The organism is Pseudomonas sp. NBRC 111130 (genome assembly GCF_001320485.1).
GTDB lineage: Bacteria > Pseudomonadota > Gammaproteobacteria > Pseudomonadales > Pseudomonadaceae > Aquipseudomonas > Aquipseudomonas vlassakiae.
Genome location: NZ_BCBG01000040.1, coordinates 1 through 21,228, shown reverse-complemented (window position 1 = coordinate 21,228; position 21,228 = coordinate 1). Strand labels below are relative to the sequence as shown.

Sequence of the window (21,228 nt, the reverse complement as noted above, 5' to 3'; positions counted from 1 at the left end):
CGCTTGCTGCTTGTCGATTTCGGCGCGGCGCAAGTAGAAAGATAAGTTCATCGAACTTGCAGGAAACGCCTTCAGACCCGCAATTGCGGGTCTTCCTCCTTCTTCCCCGCTTTGTCATTCCCATCCGATACCTGTACCAACGTCGTACCGTCCACCTGCACTTTCTCCCCCCGCGTCTTGATCAACGAAACCATAACCCCACCCAGCAACAACCCGAACGTCACCCCTAGCGACAGCAAGGCCGGCACCTTGCCGACCATGCCGTGGTAGAAGATCTTACAGCCAATGAATATCAGCACCAGTGCCAGCGCATACTTGAGGTAGACGAACCGGTGCATCAGCGCTGACAGGGCGAAGTACAGCGAGCGCAAGCCGAGGATGGCGAAGATGTTCGAGGTGTAGACGATGAACGGGTCCTGGGTGATGGCGAAAATCGCCGGCACGCTGTCGACGGCGAACACCAGGTCGGCCAGTTCGATCAGCACCAAGGCCAGAAACAGCGGTGTGGCATAACGCAGGGCCTTGCTTTCACCGGGCGGCGTCAGGCGCACGAAGAAGTGCGAGCCGTGGATCTGGTCGGTCACGCGCATGTGCCGGCGGACGAATTTCAAGATCGGGTTATTGGCCAGGTCGGGGTGGCTGTCCTCCTTCGACAGGGCCATCTTCACCCCGGTGAACAGCAGGAAGGCGCCGAAAATGTAGAGCACCCAGGCGAAGTTCTGCACCAGTGCCGCCCCCACGCCGATCATGATCGCCCGCAGGAACACCACGCCGAGAATGCCCCAGAACAGTACCCGATGCTGGTAGCGGCGGGGGATGGCGAAGAAGCCGAAGATCATCGCCATGACGAACACGTTGTCCATCGACAACGACTGCTCGACCAGGAAGCCGGTGTAGAACTCCAGCGCCGACTGCGCGCCCAGCTCATACCAGACCCACAGGCCGAACAGCACGCCGACGCTGAAATACCCCGAATACAGCAGCAGGCTCTCGCGCATTTCGATCTCGCGATCCTGGCGGTGCAGCACACCCAGGTCGAGTACCAGTAAACCGATGACGATGGCCATGAACACCAGCCACAACCAGGTGCTGGTGCCAAGAAACGGGGAGGTGAGGAATGTCTGCAGAGCTGTCATGAGCCCCTCCTTGAATGTCGACGTTGCCAGGTGAAGATCGCAACAGTGATCCGACATCACGGCTTGGCAGCCGTCAGAGGGGCCCGGTATCACATGAGCTTGAGCCTAGACCCGTTAGCCCGTGATGCCGAATGGTGAGCTGTTACATTTCTTTGCGTGTCAGTAGACCCAGACTTCAACCCGCCGGTTACGCAAGCGGCCTTGTTCCCTGTCATTGCCAGCGACCGGCAACTCGTCGCCCATGCCGGTCACTTCCAGTACTTCCACGCCACCCCTTGCCAGCTCGCGGCGAACCGCCTGGGCCCGCAGCCGCGACAGCAGGGCCGCGCGCCCTGGTGTTTCCTTGGGGTCGCCAAAGCCCACCAGCACTGCCTTGCTCTGCAGCTTGCCGGCCTGGCGCAAGTACTCGGCAACCCGCTGCACATCGCGCAGGGCCTTGTTGTCGAGGCTGGCGCTGCCTTCCTGGAAGCGGAAATTGACGCTCAAGCGTTGCGCCTGCTGGGCCAGGCTGCGGTAGCGCGGCGGCATGTCGGCCTGCGCCGCTACCGGTTGCGCCTTGACCTGCTGCGAAACGAAGCCCTGTTCGGCGACGATGGCCTGGCCGGCCGCGGTCTGGGCGAAGTCGGCCAGCGCGCGGGCCTGGGGTTTGGCGTTGGCTGGCAGGTAGAAGTACAGCCGCCGCGACAACGGATAGTCCTCGCTGGCGATCATTGGGCGGTCAGGCAGCATGGCCGGTGCATCGCCCTCGGCCACCGCCAGCACCTTGGCCCCGTGCACCGCTGCCAGGCTGCTGAAACCGATGGCGTGACGATCAGCGCTGACCCGCTCGGCCAGTGCTTCGCTGGACTCGAAACGCTGCGCCTGCCTGGCCAGCGCGCCATGGTGCGGTTCCAGTACCAGTGCCTTGAAGGTTTCATAGGTCCCGGAGCGATCATCGCGGGCATACAGGTGAATGGCCCCACCCGCCACGCCTAGTTGCTCCCAGCGCTGGATCTGCCCGGAGAAGATCTGCGCCAGTTGCTGGGTGGTCAGTTGCGGCAGGGGGTTGTCGGGGTGGACGATGACGGCCACGCCATCCAGGCCGATGACCTGTTCGGCGCTGGCCGAGCGCAGGTCGCCCAGGGCCTTGAGCTGGTTAACCTCGGCATCGCTGATGGGACGCGAGGCCGCCGCCAGGTCTGCCTGGCCCTGGCCGAGGGCGGCAAAACCAGTGCTCGAACCGTGGGCGGCAATGTCGATACGCAAGGGTTGGCCATGCGCATCGCGGGCCTTGATCACGGTTTCGTTGGCCGCCGCCCCTGGCAGTTGCTCGATGTCCGTCGCTTGCTGCGCGCGCAGCTGCGCTTGCACCAATGCCGGCAGCAATGCTGCGCCAATGGTGTTGGAGCCCTGCACGCGCAATTGCGCAGGTTCGGCCTGGGCCGTCAGGGTCAGCAGGGGAAGCAGCAGGAGCAGCAGGCGACGCATGCCGGGCAACCTTTGGCATAGAGTTGCCCGGCAGATTACGACGGTGGCGTGACCGAAATGTGACAGTCAGGCGGCATCCAGTGCATCGACGATGGCCTGGCCGACCGCCTGGGTCGAGCGGCTGCCGCCCATGTCAGGCGTGGTCGCACCGCTAGCGATGACGGCTTCGATGGCCAGCAGGATTTCATCGTGTGCAGCCTGATAACGGGCGTCTGCGGTTTCCTTGCCAAGGAATTCGAGCATCAGCGCACCCGACCAGATCATGCCGATCGGGTTGGCGATGTTCTTGCCGAAGATATCCGGCGCCGAACCATGCACCGGCTCGAACAACGACGGGAACTTGCGCTCGGGGTTGAGGTTGGCCGACGGCGCGATGCCGATGGTGCCGGTGCAGGCCGGCCCGAGGTCGGAGAGGATGTCGCCGAACAGGTTGGAGGCCACAACCACGTCGAAGCGCTCCGGTTGCAGCACGAAGCGAGCGCAAAGGATATCGATGTGCTGCTTGTCCCAGGTGATCTCCGGGTAATGCGCGGCCACGGCGGCGGTGCGCTCGTCCCAGTAGGGCATGCTCACGGCCATGCCGTTGGACTTGGTGGCCGAGGTCACATGCTGGCGCGGGCGGTTGTGGGCGAGTTCGAACGCGTATTCGAGGATGCGGTCGACGCCACGGCGGGTGAACACCGATTCCTGCAGGACGAATTCGTTGGCAGTGCCTTCGAACATGCGCCCACCCAGCGACGAGTACTCGCCTTCGGTGTTTTCCCGCACCACCACGAAGTCGATGTCGCCAGGCTGCTTGCCGGCCAGCGGGCAGGGCACGCCAGGGAACAGGCGGACCGGGCGAATGTTCACGTACTGGTCGAAGTCGCGGCGGAACTTGAGCAGCGAGCCCCACAGGGAAATGTGGTCAGGCACCTTGTCGGGCCAGCCGACGGCACCGAAGTACAAGGCGTCGAAGCCCTTGAGCTGGTCGAACCAGTCGTCCGGCATCATCTTGCCGTGGGCCAGGTAGTAGTCGCAGCTAGCCCATTCGAAAAACTCGAACTGCAGGTCCAGGCCATGCTTGCGGGCGGCGGCTTCGACCACGCGGATACCTTCCGGGAGTACTTCATTGCCGATGCCGTCGCCGGGAATGGCAGCGATCTTGAAAGTCTTGGTCTTGGTCATGGCCACACCTTGTGTCTGGGGAACTGATGTGGGTCATGCTATAAGAGTTCGTTTCATAGATAATCGGCCAATTCATGCATTCTTGGTGCACGTATCGTGAATAATCTACCAAGCCTCGACGACCTCGATATCTTTCTTCAGGTAGCCCGCCGTGCGAGCTTTGCGGCGGTGGCCGAGGCCCGTGGCATGTCGGCTGCCTTCGTCAGCAAGCGCATCCGCCTGCTCGAAGCGGACCTCGGCGTGCGCCTGCTGCACCGCACCACCCGGCGGGTGACGGTGAGCGAGGAGGGTGAGCGGGTCTATCAATGGGCGCAGCAGATCTTCGAGGCATTGCAGCGCATGGGCGATGATCTGGACGCCGGCCAGCGTGAGCCGGCCGGGCAATTGCGCATCGCCAGCAGCCTGGGCCTGGGGCGGCGGATGGTGGCGCCGGCGTTGTCGGCGCTGACGTCGCGCTACCCACGGCTGGACATACGCCTGGACGTGCATGACCGCCTGGTGGACCTGGCGGCCGAGGGCGTCGATCTGGATATCCGCGTGGGTGACCAGATTGCCCCGAACCTGATCGCCAAGCGCCTGGCACGCAACTGGCGGGTGTTGTGTGCGGCGCCGGACTATCTTGCCCGGCGCGGCACGCCGAAGAGCCTGGCGGATCTGGCCAGCCACGACTGCCTGGTGATCAAGGAACGTGACCATCCTTTCGGGCTCTGGCACCTGGAGGGGCCCGCTGGCGAGGAAACTGTGCGGGTCACCGGCGCGTTGTCGAGCAACCATGGCGAAGTGGTGCACCAATGGTGCCTGGACGGGCGCGGGATCGTGTTGCGGTCGTGGTGGGATGTGCACGACAGCCTGGTGGATGGCCGGCTGGTGCAGGTGCTGGAGGGATATCGGCAGAGTGCCGATATCTGGGCGGTATATACCGCGCCGCTGGCCGGGTCGGCCAAGGTACGAGTGGCGGTGGAGTTTTTCCGGGAATACTTTGCTGAACGATTACGATTGCCTGAGTGATAGCAGGGGAGGGCGTTGCCCTCCTTTCGCGACACAAGGCCGCTCCTACACGGTAACGCGATCTCCTGTAGGAGCGGCCTTGTGTCGCGAAAGGGCCGCGCAGCGGCCCCGGTTTTTTAATGAGCCCCAGCCGACTTGCTCAGGTCGCTCTCGGCCCACTCGGTATAGATGCAGGCATCCGCCACCGCCCAGCGCACTTTCACGGTATCCCCCGGCTGCATCGGCATCCCGGCGGCAGACAGCGCCTTCACCGTCAGCTCTGTACCGCCGGCCGTCACCACATGGCAGGTCTGGCTCTCACCCAGGAACAGGACCTCACCGACCTTGGCACTGACCTCGTTCCAGCCCGCAGGCAATGGCTCGCGCGCGGCCTGTTCGGCGGTCAGGGCCAGGGCTTTCTCCGGGCGCACCATGATCAGTGCATCCTGCTCTGCGCTGAGGCCCGGGGTCAGGCGAATCGCCACCGGCTGGCCTTCGAAGCTGGCCGCGCCATTGCTGCTGGCCTTGATGCGCAGGAAGTTGGAGTTGCCCAGGAACGACGCGACAAAGGCATTTGGCGGATTCTGATAAAGGTCGTAACCGGTACCCAGGCCAACGATCTTGCCATGGCTGAAGATGGCGATGCGCTGGGACAGGCGCATGGCTTCTTCCTGGTCATGGGTCACGTAGACGATGGTGATGCCCAGCCGGCGATGCAGCTGGCGCAGTTCGTCCTGCAGGTCTTCACGCAGCTTCTTGTCCAGCGCCCCGAGTGGTTCGTCCATCAGCAGGATGCGTGGCTCGTACACCAGCGCCCGGGCAATTGCCACACGTTGCTGCTGGCCACCGGACATCTGCGACGGCTTGCGGTGGGCGAACTTCTCCAGCTGCACCAGCTTGAGCATGGCATCGACGCGCTTGGTGGTTTCGGTGGCACTGAGCTTGCGGATCGCCAGCGGGAAGCCGATGTTGTCACGCACGTTCAAGTGCGGGAACAGCGAATAGCGCTGGAATACCATGCCGATGTCACGCTTGTGCGGCGGCACGTTGACCAGCGACTGGCCCTCGACCAGGATTTCGCCGCTGCTTGGCGTTTCGAAACCGGCCAGCATCGACAGCGTGGTGGACTTGCCGGAGCCACTGGAGCCGAGGAAGGTCAGGAACTCGCCGTCCTGGATCTCCAGGTCGAGGTTGTCGACGGCGGTGAAGTCGCCGTAGTGCTTGTTCAGGCCACGCAAGCTGACCAGGGTCTTGCCGTGGGCGTTGTCTTTGATGACTGCACTCATTGTTGTTTTCTCCGCACGCTCAGGCGTTGACTTCGGTGCGCCGGCGCAAGGCGGCGGCAATGAACATGACAAGCAGCGACAGGCCGATCAGCAGGGTCGAGGCCACGGCGATGACCGGGCTCAGGTCCTGGCGCAGGGTGGTCCACATCTTCACCGGCAGGGTCTGCAGGTCGGGGCTGGCCATCATCACGCTCAGCACCACCTCGTCCCACGACACCAGGAAGGCGAACAGGCCACCGGCGATCATGCCCGGGCGAATCGCCGGGAAGGTCACCTTGAATATCGCCTGCAGGCGCGAGGCGCCGCAGATCACCGCAGCATCCTCGATCGACTGGTCGAACAGCTTCAGCGAGTTGATGATCGAGATGATGGTGAACGGCAGGGCGACGATCACATGGCTGACCACGAAGGCGAACAGCGTGCCGGTGTAGCCGAGCTTGAGGAACAGTGCGTACACCGCCACGGCGATGATCACCAGCGGCACGATCATCGGCATGGTGAACAGCCCGTAGAGCATTTCGCGGCCGGGGAAGCGGCCACGCACCAGGGCGAAGGCGGTGGGCAGGCCCAGCAGCACCGCGGCGATGGTGGTCAGCACAGCGACCTTGAGGCTGGCCAGGGCGGCGTCCATCCACTCCGGGTTGGAGAAGAACTGGCCGTACCACTTGAAGGTCCAGCCCGGTGGCGGGAACACCAGCCACTGGGACGAGCCGAACGACAGCAGCACGATGAACACCACCGGCAGCAGCAGGAAGGCCGCGATGACCCCGGTGGTCAGGTACAGGCCCGTACGCAGCGGGCGGCCCATGGCATTGGGAGACAGGAGCATGGCGGTTTACCTCGCGTTGCCAACCGGGGATTCCGGCTGCAGCTTCAGGTACAGGTAGAAGAGCACCAGGGTGATCACCACCAGCAATGCGGCGGCGGCGCTGGCCAGGCCCCAGTTGAGGAACGACTGCACCTGCTGAATGATGAATTCCGGCAGCATCATGTTCTGCGCGCCACCGAGCAGGGCTGGGGTCACGTAGTAACCGAGCGACATCACGAACACCATCAACGCCCCGGAGAACAGCCCCGAGCGGCATAGCGGCAGGAACACCTTCCAGAAGTTGGTCCAGGGGCTTGCGCCGCAGATCGAGCCGGCCTGCAGCACCATCGGGTCGATGGCGTGCATGGTCGCCTGCAGCGGCAGCACGATGAACGGGATCATGATGTAGCTCATGCCGATCACCACGCCGGTGAGGTTGTGCACCATCTCCAGCGGGGTATCGATGATGCCCAGGGCCATCAACGCCTTGTTGATCACCCCCGAGCTCTGCAGCAGCACCAGCCACGAGTAGGTGCGCGCCAGCAGGCTGGTCCACATCGACAGCAGCACGATGTTCAGCAGCCAGCGGCCCCAGCCCTGGGGCACCAGGGTGATCGCCCAGGCCAGCGGGAAGCCCAGCAGCACGCTGATCAGGGTGACCACGCCGGCCACCGAGAAGGTGTTGAACAGCACCCGTGCATAGGCCGAGTTGGCGAACAGCTGCTCGTAGTTGCCCAGCCCTGGCGTTGGCTCCAGCACCCCGCGCAGCAACAGGCCGACCAGCGGGGCGAAGAAGAACAGGCCGAGGAACAGCAGGGCCGGCAGCAGGTTGCGGCTGCCTTTCCAGCGCTGGCCCAGGCTCACGCGACGAGGGGCCGTTCCCGGGGCGCCGGTGCCCGTGGGGGCACCTTGCGCGTTCTGCAGGGCGTTGATGGCGACTTTCATTTGACCAACCACTCATTCCAGCGGGCTGCGATGGCCTGGCCGTTTTTTGCCCAGTAGGCGAAGTCCAGGGTGACCTGGTCCTGGGCGTAGGCGGTCGGCAGGTTCGGGGCGAGGTCCTTGTCGAGCTTGGCCACGCTGTCGACGTTCACCGGGGCGTAGGCGGTCTTGTTGGCGAACGCGGCCTGGCCTTCGGCGCTGCTGGCATTGGCCAGGAACTTCATCGCCGCATCCTTGTTCTTCGAGCCTTTCGGGATGACCAGGAAGTCGGCCATGACCAGGTTCTGCTTCCAGCTCACGCCCACCGGTGCACCGTCTTGCTGCAGGGCATAGACGCGGCCGTTCCAGAACTGGCCGAGCGAGGCTTCACCGGAGGCCAGCAGCTGTTGCGACTGGGCGCCACCGCCCCACCAGACGATGTCTTTCTTGATGGTGTCGAGCTTCTTGAAGGCGCGATCCAGGTCCAGCGGGTAGAGATCCTTGGGCGCTACGCCGTCAGCCAGCAGGGCCAGCTCCAGCACGCCGGGGCTCGGCCATTTGTACAGGGCGCGTTTGCCTGGGTAGGTCTTGGTGTCGAACAGCGCGGTCCAGTCGACCGGCTTGTTGGCACCGAGCTTGCCTTCGTTGTAGCCGAGCACGAAGGAGAAGAAGAACGAGCCGACGCCGTGGTCGGAGACGAAGCGCGGGTCGATCTTGTCGCGTTTGATCTGGGTGAAGTCGAGGGGTTCGAGCAGGCCTTCGCTGGCGGCGCGCAGGGCGAAGTCGGCTTCGACGTCGACCACGTCCCATTGCACGTTGCCGCTCTCGACCATGGCCTTGAGCTTGCCGTAGTCGGTCGGGCCGTCCTGGACGACTTTGATGTCGGTGCTTTTGCTGAAGGGGATGGCCCATGCTTCTTTCTGGGCGTCCTGGGTGGTACCGCCCCAGCTGACGAAGTTCAGGCTGTCAGCGGCCTGGGCGGCCTGACATGCCAGGGTCAGCAGGCTGGCGGACAGCACTGCGGTTACACGTTTGCTCAACAGCATGGTTACGCCCTCGTTGCTTTTGTTATTCGAGGCGGGGCTTCTGGTGCGCCCGCCAACAGTATTCGGGGAGCAGCTAAAACAAAGTGTCTTGTGGCCGTTTGTGATTGTAGGTGCCGGCCTGCAGATTCAAGGTCTACGGGATATCATATTATGGTATTCCAAGCTTTTGGCAAGAGGAATGAGGCTACCGGCCATCACTCCGCCTTCTTCAGGCCGCCGCAGTCTGCTTTTTTGTGGGAGCGGCCTTGTGTCGCGAAAGGGCCGCAAAGCGGCCCCAGCAATTTATGTGTTTGACGCTGAAATCCTGGGGCAGCTTCGCGGCCCTTTCGCGACACAAGGCCGCTCCCACACGTGGAATGGTGTCAGCTCAGAGGAGCGGGCTCAAAGGGAATGCTCTGCACCACTTCCAGCTCATACCCGGCCAGCCCCGCATACTTCAGCGGCGGCCCCAGGTGACGCAGCTTGCCCACGCCCAGGTCCTGCAGAATCTGCGCCCCGGTACCGACCTCCGAGTACACCTTGGACTGCCCACGCTGATAAGGCCGCACCGGTTGGGTCAGCTGCGGCACACGCTCAAGCAATGCCTGGGAAGACTCGTGGTTGGCGAGGATCACCACCACTCCGGCGCCTTCCTCGGCGACCCTCTGCAAGGCCGCCCATAAGGTCCAGTTGGCGGGGCCGGCGTACTCGGCGCCGACCAGGTCGCGCAGCGGGTCGATCACGTGCACCCGCACCAGGGTCGGTTGCTCACGGCGGATATCGCCCATGACCATCGCCATGTGCACGCCGCCTTCGATGCGGTCCTCGTAGGTCACCAGGCGGAACGTCCCATGCACGGTCGGCAGTTCGCGTTCGCCGATGCGTTTGATGGTCTGTTCGGTGCTCAGGCGGTAGTGGATCAGGTCGGCAATGGTGCCGATCTTGATGCCATGCTGCGCGGCGAACACTTCCAGGTCCGGGCGGCGGGCCATGGTGCCGTCATCGTTGAGCACCTCGACGATCACCGAGGCCGGGGTGAAACCGGCCAGGCGAGCCAGGTCGCAACCGGCTTCGGTGTGCCCGGCACGGGTCAGCACGCCGCCTTCGCGGGCGCGCAGGGGGAAGATGTGGCCAGGCTGCACCAGGTCTTCGGGGCGGGCATCGGGTGCCATGGCAGCGGCCACGGTGCGCGCCCGGTCGGCGGCGGAAATGCCGGTGGTGACGCCGGTGGCGGCTTCGATCGACACGGTGAAGGCAGTGCTGAACACGCTGCCGTTGGCCGGTACCATCTGCTCCAGGCCCAGGCGCTGGCAGTGGTCGTCGGTCAGGGTCAGGCAGATCAGCCCGCGCGCTTCGCGGGCCATGAAGTTGATGGCCTGGGCGTCACAGCGCTCGGCGGCGATCAGCAGGTCGCCTTCGTTTTCCCGGTCCTCGTCGTCCACCAGCAGGACCATCTTGCCTTGCCGGTAGTCCTCGAGGAGTTCCTCGATGGTGTTGAAAGCCATGTTGCACACTCACTGTGGTGGGGTGATTTTTATGGTATACCATCATACACAAATATTTTTGCTACAGGAGAGCAGCGGATGAAGGCCTATTGGATCGCCCACGTCGACGTGACCGACCCCGAGCAGTACCAGCAGTACACCCAGCGCGCTCCCGCTGCCTTCAAGGCATTCGGCGGCCGCTTCCTGGCCCGCGGCGGGCGTAGCGAGGCGATGGAAGGGCGGCCCACTCCACAGCGTAGCGTGGTGATCGAGTTCGATTCGTATGAGCAGGCGGTGGCGTGTTACCAGTCCGATCTGTATCAGGAGGCGTGCAGCCATCGCCAAGGGGTGGCAAAGGCCGAAGTGATCATCGTTGAAGGCTTCGAGCCCTGAGTCTTTGCTGATGGCCCTTTCGCGGGCACGCCCGCTCCCACAGGCATCGCACAGATTCTGAAAACTGTGCAGTACCTGTGGGAGCGGGCGTGCCCGCGAAGAGGCCGATCCCGCTTACGGCATACCCGGCAACTCATGAGGCCGCAGGTCGAACACCAGCACCTCGGCATCCACCCCATTACCCAGCTCAAGCAGTTGTTCCTGCCGTACCCGCACACCATCCCCTTCATTGAGCACCTGGCCGTTGAGCTCGATGCTGCCGCGTGCCACGTGTACATAGGCATGGCGATTCTCCGGCAAGCTCAGCGTCGCGCGCTCCGCGCCATCGAACAGCCCGGCATACACTCGCGCGTTCTGCCGCACCTGCAATGACTCCTCGGCACCATCCGGCGAGATGATCAGGCGCAATTTGCCGCGCTTCTCCTCGGCACTGAAGTGCTGTTGCTGGTAACGCGGCGTCGCCCCTTTCACATTGGGCACGATCCAGATCTGCAGGAAGTGCACCGGCTGCGCCTGGCTGTGGTTGAACTCGCTGTGCGCCACGTCATGACCGGCGCTCATCAGCTGCACGTCACCCGGGCGGATCACCGAGCCGGTACCCAGGGTGTCCTTGTGCTCCAGCGCGCCTTCGAGCACGTAGGAGAAGATTTCCATATCGCGGTGCGGGTGCTGGCCGAAACCCTTGCCAGGGATGACGCGGTCGTCGTTGATCACCAGCAGGTCGGAAAAGCCTTGCTCGTCAGGGTTGCGGTAATGGCCGAAGGAGAAGGTGTGGAACGATTTCAGCCAGCCATGGAAGGCCAGGCCGCGGTCTTCTGCGTTACGGACGGTAAGCATGACGAATCTCCAGTAAGGGCAGGGCCCTCGGGCCCTGCCACAGGGTTGGCTGGCGTTACTGCAAATGCACGTTCAGTTCGTTTGCGGCCTGACGCATCGCTGCCTTGACCGCCGGCACCTGGCTCAGCGGGTTGAGCAGCCCATAGTCATGGATCATGCCGTTGTAGCGCACCGAGGTCACCGTCACGCCTGCCGCATTCAACTTACGGGCATAGGCCTCGCCCTCATCGCGCAGCACATCGAACTCGGCCGTTTGCACCAGCGCCGGTGGCAAACCTTTCAACTGTTCACTGCTGGCCTGCAGCGGCGAGGCGTAGATCTCTGCCCGTGCCTTGGCATCGGTGGTGTAGTTGTCCCAGAACCACTTCATCATCCCGGTGGTGAGGAAGTGCCCTTCGGCAAACTGCTTGTACGACGCTGTCTCGAAGCTGGCATCGGTCACCGGCCACAGCAGCAGCTGGAAGCGCAGCGCCGGGGTGCCGGCCTCTTTGGCCTTGAGTGCGACCACCGCCGCCATGTTGCCGCCGACGCTGTTGCCGGCCACCGCCAGGCGCTTGCCGTCGACACCGATTTCCTTGCCATGCTCGGCTACCCACCGGGTCGCGGCGTAGGCCTGGTTGATCGCCGTCGGGTAGTGCGCCTCGGGTGACGGGGTGTAGTCCACATAGACCGCCACAGCGCCGGAGCCGACCACCAAGTCGCGGATCAGCCGCTGGTGGGTCGGGAAGTCGCCGAGCACCCAGCCGCCGCCGTGGAAGAACATGAACACCGGCAGCTCACCTTTGACATTGGCCGGGCGCACCACCTGCAGCTTGATCGATTGGCCGTTGGCCTGAATGGTGCGCTCCTTGACCTCGATACCGGACAGGTCGACCTTCACCGAAGCCTGGGCACCGGTCAGTACGGCGCGGGCGTCTTTCGGGCTGAGCTGTTCGAGCGGCTTGCCGCCGCCTTGCTCCAGCGCTTCGAGAAAGGCCTGGGTGTGCTGCTCGACGCCTGGGCTGCCCGCAGCGAATGCGCTGGACACGGACAGGGCGAGGAGGGAGGCGGTGAGGGTTTTGTGGACAATGTTCATGAGCGAATCCTTTTCTGTTCAAGTGTTGGTAATGGGCGTCTTGCCTGGCCTCCAGGGCCATCGCTGCGACCTGTGTGTAGATTAAGCAGGTGCATTGGCGGGAAAAAGCCGCTATAAAGCGTTTGACTGTCACCAAGAGCGAGACAATGAACGCCTACGAAGACATGCGAATCTTTGCCCAGGTCATGGAGGCCGGTAGCTTCACTGCTGCCGCCGACCGCCTGGGCATGTCCAAGCAATCGGTCAGCCGCCGCCTGATGCAGCTCGAAGAGCGCCTCGGAGTGCGCTTGTTGAACCGCTCTACCCGGCGCCTGGACGCTACGCCGCTGGGCCAGCACTACTACCAGTCGGCACTGCGCCTGCTGGGCGAGGTGCAACAGGTGGAACATGACATCAGCGGCCAGGCCCAGGCCCTGCGCGGCACCTTGCGCCTGAGTGCGCCGCTGTCGTTCGCCATGGCCCACCTGGGCTGCCTGCTGACCGAGTTTCTGCAGTTGCACCCGCAGGTGGATGTGGAGGTGGACCTCAGTGATCGCGCGGTGGACCTGATCGGCGAGGGTTATGACCTGGCGCTGCGTATCGGCGCGCTGGAGGACTCCAGCCTGATTGCCCGGCGCATTGCCGATGTCGAACGGGTGTATTGCGCCAGCCCGGCGTACCTTGCCGCACGTGGCATGCCGGCCAAACCGGAAGACCTGGCCGCGCATGATTGCCTGCCCTATGGGCATTCGCGGCAGGTGCAGTGGCAGTTCCGCCAGGGTGGCAAGGCCAAGGTGATTCAGGTGACCGGGCGGATGCGGGCGAACAACGGCGAGTTGCTCAGGGACGCGGCGATAGCCGGGATGGGGGTGACCTATCTGCCGACCTTTATCGTCGGGCAGGCACTGGCGGACGGGCGCTTGGTGACGGTGCTGGATGAGTGGGTGCCGCCAGCGCTGCAGTTGTCGGCGGTGTATCCGCAGCACAGGCAGGTAGCGCGGCCGGTGCAGGGGTTTGTCAGTTTCCTGCGCGAGCGGCTGACTCAACTCTGACCTTGATAGAAGTGTTTGCTTCTTCGCGGGCTCGCCCGCTCCCACAGGTACGCCACAGTTCTCAAGGTCTGTGGTCTACCTGTGGGAGCGGGCGAGCCCGCGATGAGGCCGGTACAGGTCAAATCATCAGCTGATCCAGCCCAACCCACCCGCCATCGAACTCATCCATGGCATCCAGCACAGCCTCCTGGAAGTACGCCAGCGATGCCCGGTCGAACAGCAACTGCAATGCCGGCAATCCATCACTTCCGACATTCACCACGATCACATTGATCCGCGCCGCCGACGTCTGCGCCACAGCACCGACCGCAAACGCCTGCAACCGCAGATCGACCCCGCACAACTTGGCCATCACCGCACTGCAATGCTCCCCCGACAGTTGCAGCCAGGCATGGCTGTCCTGACGCGGCAGCAGGTAGTTGCGCCGGGCATCCTGCACCCAGCGCTGTTCTTCGCTGGCAACCCGGGCGCCCTGGTCTGCCAGGCTGCCGAGCAACAGGTACTCGCTGGCCGACAGGCGCGCCACCCAGCCGCCGTCGCCCTGGCGCAAGGCCTGGTTGGGCAGCGAGGGCAGCTGGTAGCCACGCCCTTGCAGGTAGTCAGCTGCGTCACCGCCGCGAAACCCGACCCGCGCCAGTCCGGTCAGGTCGGTCAACGCACAGGCGTGCAAAAGGCTGCTTGGGAGGTAGGCTTCGGCTTTCAGGCTGGTCATGGTTCAGAGTTCCTGGCGCAGGTTGTCGGGATCATGGAAGGGCAGTGGCACCACCTTGGCATTGACCATCACGCCGCCTTCCACGCGGATCGGGATGTGCATGCCAGGCATCGCCTGATGGGCACCGGCGTAGGCCAGGCCGATGATCTGCCCGAGGGTCTGCGAGTACTCGCAAGAGGTGACGTTGCCACTGATGTCCGGGCCGTCCAGCACCAGGTGGCCCTCCAGCGGCTGCGGGCTGCCCTTGGGCAGGGTAAAACCGACCAGCTTGCGCTTGAGCGGCTGTGCTTCGAGGATCTCGATCGAGCGTTTGCCGACGAAAAACGGCTTCTTGCGGCCAATCGCCCACTGCATGTCGAGCTCTGCCGGGTGGCTCATGCCGTCGCTGTCCTGGCCGATGATCACGTGGCCTTTCTCCAGGCGCAGCAGGCGCTGGGTCTCGACCCCGAACGGGCGGATACCCAGCCCGGCCCCGGCCTGCATCAGCGAGTCCCACAGGCGCTCGGCATGGCGCGCCGGCACATGCACTTCATAACCCAGCTCGCCGACGAAGCCGACCCGCAGGATGCGCGCCGGGATGCCGGCCACCGTGCCCAGGCGCACCCCCAGATAAGGGAAGGCTTCGGCGGACAGCTCGACATCGTTGCAGAGCTTGGCCAGCACCTGGCGCGACAGCGGCCCGGCCAGGTTGACCGCGGCCAGGGCGGCGGTGACGTTGGCGATGTCCACGTCCAGCCGCCACTGCGCGTTCCACTTGAGCATCTGCTGGTAGATGCGGTCGACGCCGCTGGTGGTGGCGGTGACGTAGAAGTGCTGCTCGGCCAGGCGCGCGCAAACGCCGTCATCGATCACCACGCCGTGCTCGTTGGTCATCAGCGCATAGCGGGTGCGGCCGATGGCCAGCTTGGCAAAGCCGAAGGTGTACAGGCGCTCCAGCAGTTCGGCGGCATCGGGGCCGCGCACATCCAGGCCGCCTAGGGTAGAGACGTCGATCAGGCCGACCTTTTCGCGAACATGGCGTGCTTCCTCCTGCACGCAGCGCTCGCGGTGTTCCGGCTTGCCGTAGAAGGCCGGGCGCTGCCAGCTGCCAGCGGGCATCATCTGCGCGCCCGCCTGCAGGTGGCGGCGGTGCATCGGCGTCTGCCGGTACGGGTCGAACGCACGGCCGGCGACATGCGCCAGTTTCTCGGCCTGGAAGGGTGGGCGGGCAGTGGTCACGCCGGTTTCGCTGATGCTGCGGCCGGTGGCCTGGGCCACCAGGCGTGCGGTGGGCAGCGCCGAGTGGCGGCCCTGGGACGGGCCCATGCCGACCGTGGAGAAGCGCTTGACCAGTTGCACGTCGCGGTAGCCGCTGCGGGTGGCGTTGACGATATCGCGCACTTGCAGGTCTTCGTCGAAGTCGACGAAATCCTTGCCCTTGGGGTGCGGAAAGATCGGCCAGGGGAAGTTGACCTTGGCCTCGGCCACGCAGGCCGACGGCGTTGCTGCTGGCAGGCCCAGTGCCGCGAGGGCTTCGGCGGCGCCGCGGCTGGCGTCGGTGAGCACGTTGTCCAGGCGGTGCCGGCCGTTCACCGAGCCGGCAATGTCCAGGCCGACGGGCAGGTGGCTGATGGTGAACTCGTCACGGTTGACGTCATAGGCCAGCTTGCCACCGGCCTGGCACAGCAGCTGATACACCGGCATGTAGCCGGCGGACATGCACAGCAAGTCGCAGGCCACGCGAAGGCCGTGGTCAGCAACCTTGCCCTGGCCGGTGATCGGGCGAATGTCCACGCCCGTAACGTGGCGCATGCCTGCTTCGTGCAAGGCTTCATAGACGGTACTGCCCAGGTGCACGGGAATGTCGCGACGCTTCAGCTCGCTGGCCAGTGCGGCATCGGCGGGCGCGGCGCGCATGTCGACCAGGGCGGCGACAGCCACGCCCTGTTCCTGCAGGTCGAGGGCGGCCAGGTAGCCCTCATCGTGGCCGGTGAGAATCACCGCGCGTTGCCCCGGCTTGACCGCATACAGCTTCATCAGCCGCTGCGCGGCGCTGGTCAGCATTACCCCGGGCAGGTCGTTGTTGCGGAACACCACCGGCTGGTCGAACGACCCGGCGGCCACCAGGCAGCGAGTGGCGCGTACCTTGTACAGGCGCTTGTGCTGGATCACCGGCAGGTAGTTGTCGGTGAACCAGCCGTTGCAGGTGGCCTCGCACAGCACCTGGATGTTCGGCTGGCCTGCGACGGCAGCCAGCAGTTCCTGGCGCAGGCTGGCGGCGCGGGTGCCGGCGATGTCGAAGCGGGCGTAGGTCAGCGAGCCGCCGAGCACCGGCTGTTGCTCGATCAGCAGCACCTTCGCCCCGGCATTGGCGGCGTCCAGCGCGGCGCGCAGGCCGGCCGGGCCGGCACCGATCACGGCCAGGTCGACAAACAGATAGGCCTTGTCGTAGTACTGCGGCCTGAAGCCGAGGTCGAGCACGCCGAGGCCGGCCTTCTTGCGGATCAGCGGCTCCCACACCTTCCACATGCCCTTGGGCTTGTAGAACGAGCGGTAGTAGAAGCCCACCGGCATGAAGCGCGAGAACTTGCCCAGGTAGGCGTCGCGGTCGTGTTCCAGGCTGCCGTTGAAGTTCTGCCCGGCGACCACCTGGCCGTCACGGGCGGCCTCCAGGTCGGCCAGCACGTTGGGCTCTTCGGGGAGCTGCACCAAGGTGTTGGCGTCCTGCCCGGCCATGCTCAGCGGGCCACGCGGGCGGTGGTACTTGAACGAGCGCGACAGCAGCCAGCGGCCGTTGCCGAGCAGGGCACTGGCAATGGTATCCCCGGCAAAGCCCGAGCAGGCCTGGCCATCGAATTCGAATCGCAGGGGCCGCTCGCGGTCGATCAGAAGGCCCATCGGCGCGGGGAGGCGAGTATGGCTGTTCATCCGGCAATCTCCGGGCTGGCGGTGGGGCTGAAGTCGACGCGGCGGTCGAACACTTCTTTGGGGTCGAAGGTGCGCAGCACCTGGTCGCTGACAGTGTGGCGCTCAGCCAGGAACCAGTAGCTCGAGGCGTTGTGCAGCCACCACTCGGTGACCACGCCGGCCGAGTTGTCGCTGTTGAACACGTAGTCGGCCCACTCGGTGTCAGTGCAACTGGCCGGGTCGGGCATGGACTTGAACTCGCCGCCGTAGGTGAACTCGCTGATGTTGCGCGGGCCGTTCAAGGGGCAGGTCAGGATCTTCATCGTCGTATGCTCCTAGTGGCTGGCCGCAGTGGCGCCCATTTCGTTGACTTGCTGGAAGCGGCTGAAACGCTCCAGGGCGAATGGCGCGATCAGTTCCGGAACCTTGCCGCCGCTGGCGACCAGCTCGGCCATGGTCTTGCCGCAGATCGGCGTGGCCTTGAAGCCCCAGGTGCCCCAGCCGGCGTCGAGGTAGTAGTTGTCGACCGGCGACAGGCCCATGATCGGGCTGTAGTCCGGGGTCATGTCGGTCATCCCGGCCCACTGGCGCATCAGCTTGGCGTTGGCCATGAACGGGAACATCTCGATGGCGTGCGCCAGCAGGCTTTCCTTGAGGTCGAGGGTGGAGCGGGTGTTGTACAGCGGGTACGGGTCGGAGCCGCCGCCGAAAACGATCTCGCCTCGGCTGGTCTGCTGTACGTAGCAGTGCAATGCCGACGAACTCACCAGCGGGTCGAGGAACGGCTTGAATGGCTGGGTGACCATGGCCTGCAGCGGGTAGGTGTGGATCGGCGCCCGGATGCCGGCCTTGGCCATCAGCAACGAACTGGCGCCGGCCACCGCCTGCACCACACAGCCGCACTGAACGGTGCCACGGTTGGTCTTGACTGCTTCGATGCGGCCATTGCGGATCAGCAGGTCCTGCACTTCGGTCAGCTGGTGGATTTCCACGCCGCGCTTGGCAGCCTGCTTGGCGTAGCCCCAGGCCACCGCGTCATGGCGCGCGGTGGCGCCGTCGATGTGCCAGAGGCCCGCCAGCACCGGCAGGTGGGCGGGGTCGAGGTTCAGGCTCGGCACCAGCTCGCGGATCTGCTGGCGGTCGATCATCTCGGTGCGCCCGCCGAAGTGCCTGTTGACCTCGGCGCGCTGGCGGAACGCGCGCACGGTGGCGTCGGTGTGCGCCAGGGTCAGCTGGCCACGCTCGGAGTACATGATGTTGAAGTCGAACTCGTTGGACAGGTTCTGGAACATCCGCACGGATTCGGCGTAGAAGCGCACGCCCTCGCTGGTGAGGTAGTTGGAGCGGATCACCGCCGTGTTGCGTGCGGTGTTGCCGCCGCCCAGGTAGGCCTTTTCCAGCACGGCGACGTTGGTCACGCCGTGGTACTTGGCCAGGTGATAGGCGATGGCCAGGCCGTGGCCGCCGCCGCCGATGATCACCACGTCGTAGCGCGGCTTGAGTTCGCACGGTGGCGGCAGGTCGACCTCCACCGGGTAGTCGGCGCTCAGGCCGTATTTCAGCAGGGCGAAAGGCATGGGGTGCGCTCCTGGTGGGCGGCCTTTTGTTGCAGGTCAAGGGCGAGCAGGGTGTTTTTCATCAGGTAGGCGATGGTCATCGGGCCGACGCCTCCGGGCACCGGGGTGATGGCGGCAACCTGGGGCAGGGCGGCCGCGAAGTCGACATCGCCGACCAGGCGGCCATGGCCGCCTTCTTCGATGCGGTTGATGCCGACATCGATCACCACCGCGCCGGGCTTGAGCCACTCGGCGCCGACCAGGCGTGGCTTGCCGACCGCCGCGACGACGATGTCGGCCTGGCGGCACAGCGTCGGCAGACCGCGACTGCGCGAGTGCACCACGGTTACCGTGCAGTCGGCCTGCAGCAGCAACGCAGCCATGGGTTTGCCGACGATGTTCGAGCGGCCGATCACCACGGCATGCTTGCCGCGCAGCTCGCCACAGGCATCGCGCAGCAGGCGCATGCAGCCGCTGGGGGTGCAGGGGGTGAGCACGTCGCGCCCCTGGGCCAGGCCACCGACGTTTTCGCTGTGGAAACCGTCCACGTCCTTCAGCGGGCTGATCGCCTGGAGAATGCAATGCTCGTCGACATGCTCCGGCAGCGGCAACTGCACGAGGATGCCGTTGACCTCGCTGTCGCGGTTGAGCCGGTCGATCAGGGTCAGCAGTTGCGCCTGGGTGGTGTCGGCCGGCAGCCGGTGTTCCTGCGAACGGATGCCTACTTCCTCGGCGCGTAGCAGCTTGTTGCGTACATACACCTGGCTGGCCGCGTCAGACCCGACCAGGACCACTGCCAGGCCTGGTTGCACGCCGCCCTGGCGCAAGGTCTGCACCTGCTCGCGAACCTCGGCCAGCACCCGCGCTGCGGTGGCCTTGCCGTCGATCAGCTTGATGCTGGGGATGGCGCTCATTTGAAGATCACCGTGCGGTCGTGGTTGAGGAACACCCGGTGCTCAAGGTGGTATTTGACGGCGCGGGACAGGGCGATGGTCTCGGTGTCGCGACCGATCGCCACCAGGTCGTCGGGGGTATAGGCGTGGTCGACGCGCTGCACTTCCTGTTCGATGATCGGGCCCTCGTCGAGGTCGCTGGTGACGTAGTGGGCGGTGGCACCGATCAGCTTGACCCCGCGCTGATAGGCCTGGTGGTACGGCTTGGCGCCCTTGAAACCAGGCAGGAACGAGTGATGGATGTTGATCGCCCGGCCTGACAGCTGGCGGCACAGGTCGTCGGAGAGAATCTGCATGTAGCGCGCCAGCACTACCAGTTCGGTGCCGGTGTCCTCGACGATGCGCATCAGTGCGGCTTCCTGCTCGGCCTTGGTCTCCTTGGTCACCGGCAGGTAGACGAAGCGGATGCCCTGGCGCTCGGCCATTGGCCGCAGGTCGAGGTGGTTGGAGACCACGGCGGTGATCTGCATGTCCAGCTCGCCCTTGGCATGGCGGTAGAGCAGGTCGGCCAGGCAGTGGTCGAACTTGCTGACCATCAGCAGCACGCGCAGCGGCCGGGCGCTGCTGTGCAGGCTCCAGTCCATGTCGAAACGCTGGGCGACATCGGCGAAGCCTGCTTCCAGCTGCGGCGTGTCACCGCTCACGCCAGTGTTGTAGCGGAACACCGCACGCATGAAGAAGCGGCCATTGTCCTCGTCGTCGAACTGCGCCATCTCGCTGATGTAGCAACCGTGCTCGGCCAGGTAGGTGGTCACCGCCGCAACGATGCCGGACACGGCCGGGCAACTGACGCGCAGGATGAAGTGATCGGGAGCGGGGTGCATGTCGGATAGGCCTCGTGATGGAGTGGGGCAGGTCTGGCACAAGGGCAAAAGAAGCTTCGCGGCGGGCGAAGTGTTGTTTCTTGATGGGAATATAAATTTCCCTTGGGCGATTTATAGGCGAAGCGAGGGGGCGGGGTCCAGCGGTTTGTGAAATTTTTTATCCTGGCAGGAAAGTTTTTCTGAAGCGTTTACTGAGAACGGGCTGGTGAAGCTATGCTTGCTGCATGAGCACCCCACCTCCTCTTCGCCAACCGTGCCCCCCTGGCGCCTGTGACTGCGGCCGCGAACACCTGGCCGGGCACCCGCCAGCGGCCCAGCGCATCCTCCTGCTCACCCGCCAGGAAGAAAAGCGCCTGCTCGAACGCCTGGAAAACCTCAAGGACCTGGAAGACCTGCAGCGCCTGCAACAGCGGCTGTACGAAAACCTTGGCATCCGCGTGCACATCAGCCCCGGCTTCAACGAAGTGCGCACCATGCGCGGCATCGTCATCGAACTCGACGAGCAGCCCGGCCTGTGCCGCAAGACCCGCCAGTCGATCCCGGCCGCGATCCGCCGGGGCCTTGAGCGCAACCCGCAGGTGGCGTTCCGGCTGCTCGATGCGCATGACTTGCTGAGGGATGCGTGAGGCTAGTGCTTGGCTTGGCTTGGCTTGGCTTGGGGTGTGTGGGGGCTGTGAGAT

20 protein-coding genes are annotated in these 21,228 nt (G+C 64.7%); 4 read left to right on the top strand and 16 right to left on the bottom strand.

Annotation, left to right across the window (positions count from 1 at the left end; translation table 11 throughout):
- Window positions 1–71: 71 nt before the first annotated feature.
- The 3 genes from APH33_RS17530 to APH33_RS17520 all read right to left on the bottom strand — a co-directional run bounded on the left by APH33_RS17530 (window position 72) and on the right by APH33_RS17520 (window position 3,770).
- A complete protein-coding gene (locus tag APH33_RS17530; RefSeq protein WP_054886363.1) occupies window positions 72–1,136 on the bottom strand; it encodes a TerC family protein in 1,065 nt (354 codons plus the stop codon).
- A 159-nt stretch (window positions 1,137–1,295) separates the two neighbouring features.
- A complete protein-coding gene (locus tag APH33_RS17525; protein ID WP_054886362.1) occupies window positions 1,296–2,603 on the bottom strand; it encodes a substrate-binding domain-containing protein in 1,308 nt (435 codons plus the stop codon).
- Window positions 2,604–2,669: 66 nt separating this feature from the next.
- A complete protein-coding gene (locus tag APH33_RS17520) occupies window positions 2,670–3,770 on the bottom strand; it encodes a tartrate dehydrogenase (protein ID WP_054886361.1) in 1,101 nt (366 codons plus the stop codon).
- A 96-nt stretch (window positions 3,771–3,866) separates the two neighbouring features.
- Between APH33_RS17520 and APH33_RS17515 the strand changes: the two genes are divergently transcribed.
- Complete coding sequence (locus tag APH33_RS17515; protein WP_054886360.1) at window positions 3,867–4,778, top strand: LysR substrate-binding domain-containing protein; 912 nt, start codon at window positions 3,867–3,869, stop codon at window positions 4,776–4,778.
- 116 nt (window positions 4,779–4,894) lie between these two features.
- On the opposite strand, the gene APH33_RS17510 is transcribed toward APH33_RS17515, so the two are convergent.
- From APH33_RS17510 to ribBA, 5 genes are all read right to left on the bottom strand, one after another.
- Complete coding sequence (locus tag APH33_RS17510; RefSeq protein ID WP_054886359.1) at window positions 4,895–6,043, bottom strand: ABC transporter ATP-binding protein; 1,149 nt, start codon at window positions 6,041–6,043, stop codon at window positions 4,895–4,897.
- A gap of 19 nt (window positions 6,044–6,062) precedes the next feature.
- Entirely contained in the window at window positions 6,063–6,872 is an 810-nt protein-coding gene (locus APH33_RS17505; protein ID WP_027919924.1) for an ABC transporter permease, read from the bottom strand.
- Between the two features lie 6 nt (window positions 6,873–6,878).
- The gene (locus APH33_RS17500) at window positions 6,879–7,796 is read right to left on the bottom strand and encodes an ABC transporter permease (RefSeq protein ID WP_054886358.1); all 918 of its coding nucleotides are present in this window, start codon (window positions 7,794–7,796) and stop codon (window positions 6,879–6,881) included.
- Window positions 7,793–8,818 carry a polyamine ABC transporter substrate-binding protein gene (locus tag APH33_RS17495; RefSeq protein ID WP_054886357.1) on the bottom strand — a complete coding sequence of 342 codons (1,026 nt, stop codon included), beginning with the start codon at window positions 8,816–8,818 and terminating at the stop codon, window positions 7,793–7,795. The genes APH33_RS17500 and APH33_RS17495 overlap by 4 nt, the downstream gene beginning before the upstream one ends.
- Window positions 8,819–9,180: 362 nt before the next feature.
- On the bottom strand, window positions 9,181–10,302 hold the full coding sequence (gene ribBA, locus APH33_RS17490) for a bifunctional 3,4-dihydroxy-2-butanone-4-phosphate synthase/GTP cyclohydrolase II (RefSeq protein WP_054886356.1): 1,122 nt from the start codon (window positions 10,300–10,302) through the stop codon (window positions 9,181–9,183).
- Window positions 10,303–10,380: 78 nt separating this feature from the next.
- Between ribBA and APH33_RS17485 the strand changes: the two genes are divergently transcribed.
- Window positions 10,381–10,674, top strand: a complete 294-nt coding sequence (locus APH33_RS17485; RefSeq protein ID WP_054886355.1) for a DUF1330 domain-containing protein — start codon at window positions 10,381–10,383, stop codon at window positions 10,672–10,674.
- Window positions 10,675–10,788: 114 nt separating this feature from the next.
- On the opposite strand, the gene APH33_RS17480 is transcribed toward APH33_RS17485, so the two are convergent.
- On the bottom strand, window positions 10,789–11,511 hold the full coding sequence (locus APH33_RS17480) for a pirin family protein (RefSeq protein ID WP_054886354.1): 723 nt from the start codon (window positions 11,509–11,511) through the stop codon (window positions 10,789–10,791).
- A 55-nt stretch (window positions 11,512–11,566) separates the two neighbouring features.
- Entirely contained in the window at window positions 11,567–12,586 is a 1,020-nt protein-coding gene (locus APH33_RS17475; protein ID WP_054886353.1) for an alpha/beta hydrolase, read from the bottom strand.
- A gap of 146 nt (window positions 12,587–12,732) precedes the next feature.
- Between APH33_RS17475 and APH33_RS17470 the strand changes: the two genes are divergently transcribed.
- Window positions 12,733–13,617 carry a LysR family transcriptional regulator gene (locus APH33_RS17470; RefSeq protein ID WP_054886352.1) on the top strand — a complete coding sequence of 295 codons (885 nt, stop codon included), beginning with the start codon at window positions 12,733–12,735 and terminating at the stop codon, window positions 13,615–13,617.
- A 118-nt stretch (window positions 13,618–13,735) separates the two neighbouring features.
- Here APH33_RS17470 and APH33_RS17465 read toward each other — a convergent pair whose 3' ends face one another.
- The 6 genes from APH33_RS17465 to purU are packed head-to-tail and all read right to left on the bottom strand — an operon-like array spanning window position 13,736 to window position 20,548.
- Window positions 13,736–14,329: a sarcosine oxidase gene (locus APH33_RS17465; protein WP_054886351.1), complete on the bottom strand. Its 594-nt coding sequence runs from the start codon at window positions 14,327–14,329 to the stop codon at window positions 13,736–13,738.
- A gap of 3 nt (window positions 14,330–14,332) precedes the next feature.
- Window positions 14,333–17,236 (bottom strand): 2Fe-2S iron-sulfur cluster-binding protein, encoded by a 2,904-nt coding sequence (locus tag APH33_RS17460; RefSeq protein WP_054886350.1) that lies wholly within the window; start codon window positions 17,234–17,236, stop codon window positions 14,333–14,335.
- Window positions 17,233–17,538, bottom strand: a complete 306-nt coding sequence (locus tag APH33_RS17455) for a sarcosine oxidase subunit delta (RefSeq protein ID WP_054886349.1) — start codon at window positions 17,536–17,538, stop codon at window positions 17,233–17,235. Before APH33_RS17455 ends, APH33_RS17460 begins: the two co-directional genes overlap by 4 nt.
- Before the next feature lie 12 nt (window positions 17,539–17,550).
- A complete protein-coding gene (locus tag APH33_RS17450; protein WP_054886348.1) occupies window positions 17,551–18,792 on the bottom strand; it encodes an FAD-dependent oxidoreductase in 1,242 nt (413 codons plus the stop codon).
- On the bottom strand, window positions 18,774–19,685 hold the full coding sequence (folD, locus tag APH33_RS17445) for a bifunctional methylenetetrahydrofolate dehydrogenase/methenyltetrahydrofolate cyclohydrolase FolD (RefSeq protein ID WP_054886347.1): 912 nt from the start codon (window positions 19,683–19,685) through the stop codon (window positions 18,774–18,776). Before folD ends, APH33_RS17450 begins: the two co-directional genes overlap by 19 nt.
- Window positions 19,682–20,548 carry a formyltetrahydrofolate deformylase gene (gene purU / locus APH33_RS17440; protein WP_054886346.1) on the bottom strand — a complete coding sequence of 289 codons (867 nt, stop codon included), beginning with the start codon at window positions 20,546–20,548 and terminating at the stop codon, window positions 19,682–19,684. The genes folD and purU overlap by 4 nt, the downstream gene beginning before the upstream one ends.
- Window positions 20,549–20,772: 224 nt before the next feature.
- Here purU and APH33_RS17435 point away from each other — a divergent pair, with 224 nt between their 5' ends.
- Entirely contained in the window at window positions 20,773–21,174 is a 402-nt protein-coding gene (locus tag APH33_RS17435) for a hypothetical protein (protein ID WP_054886345.1), read from the top strand.
- The last annotated feature ends 54 nt before the right edge of the window (window positions 21,175–21,228 follow it).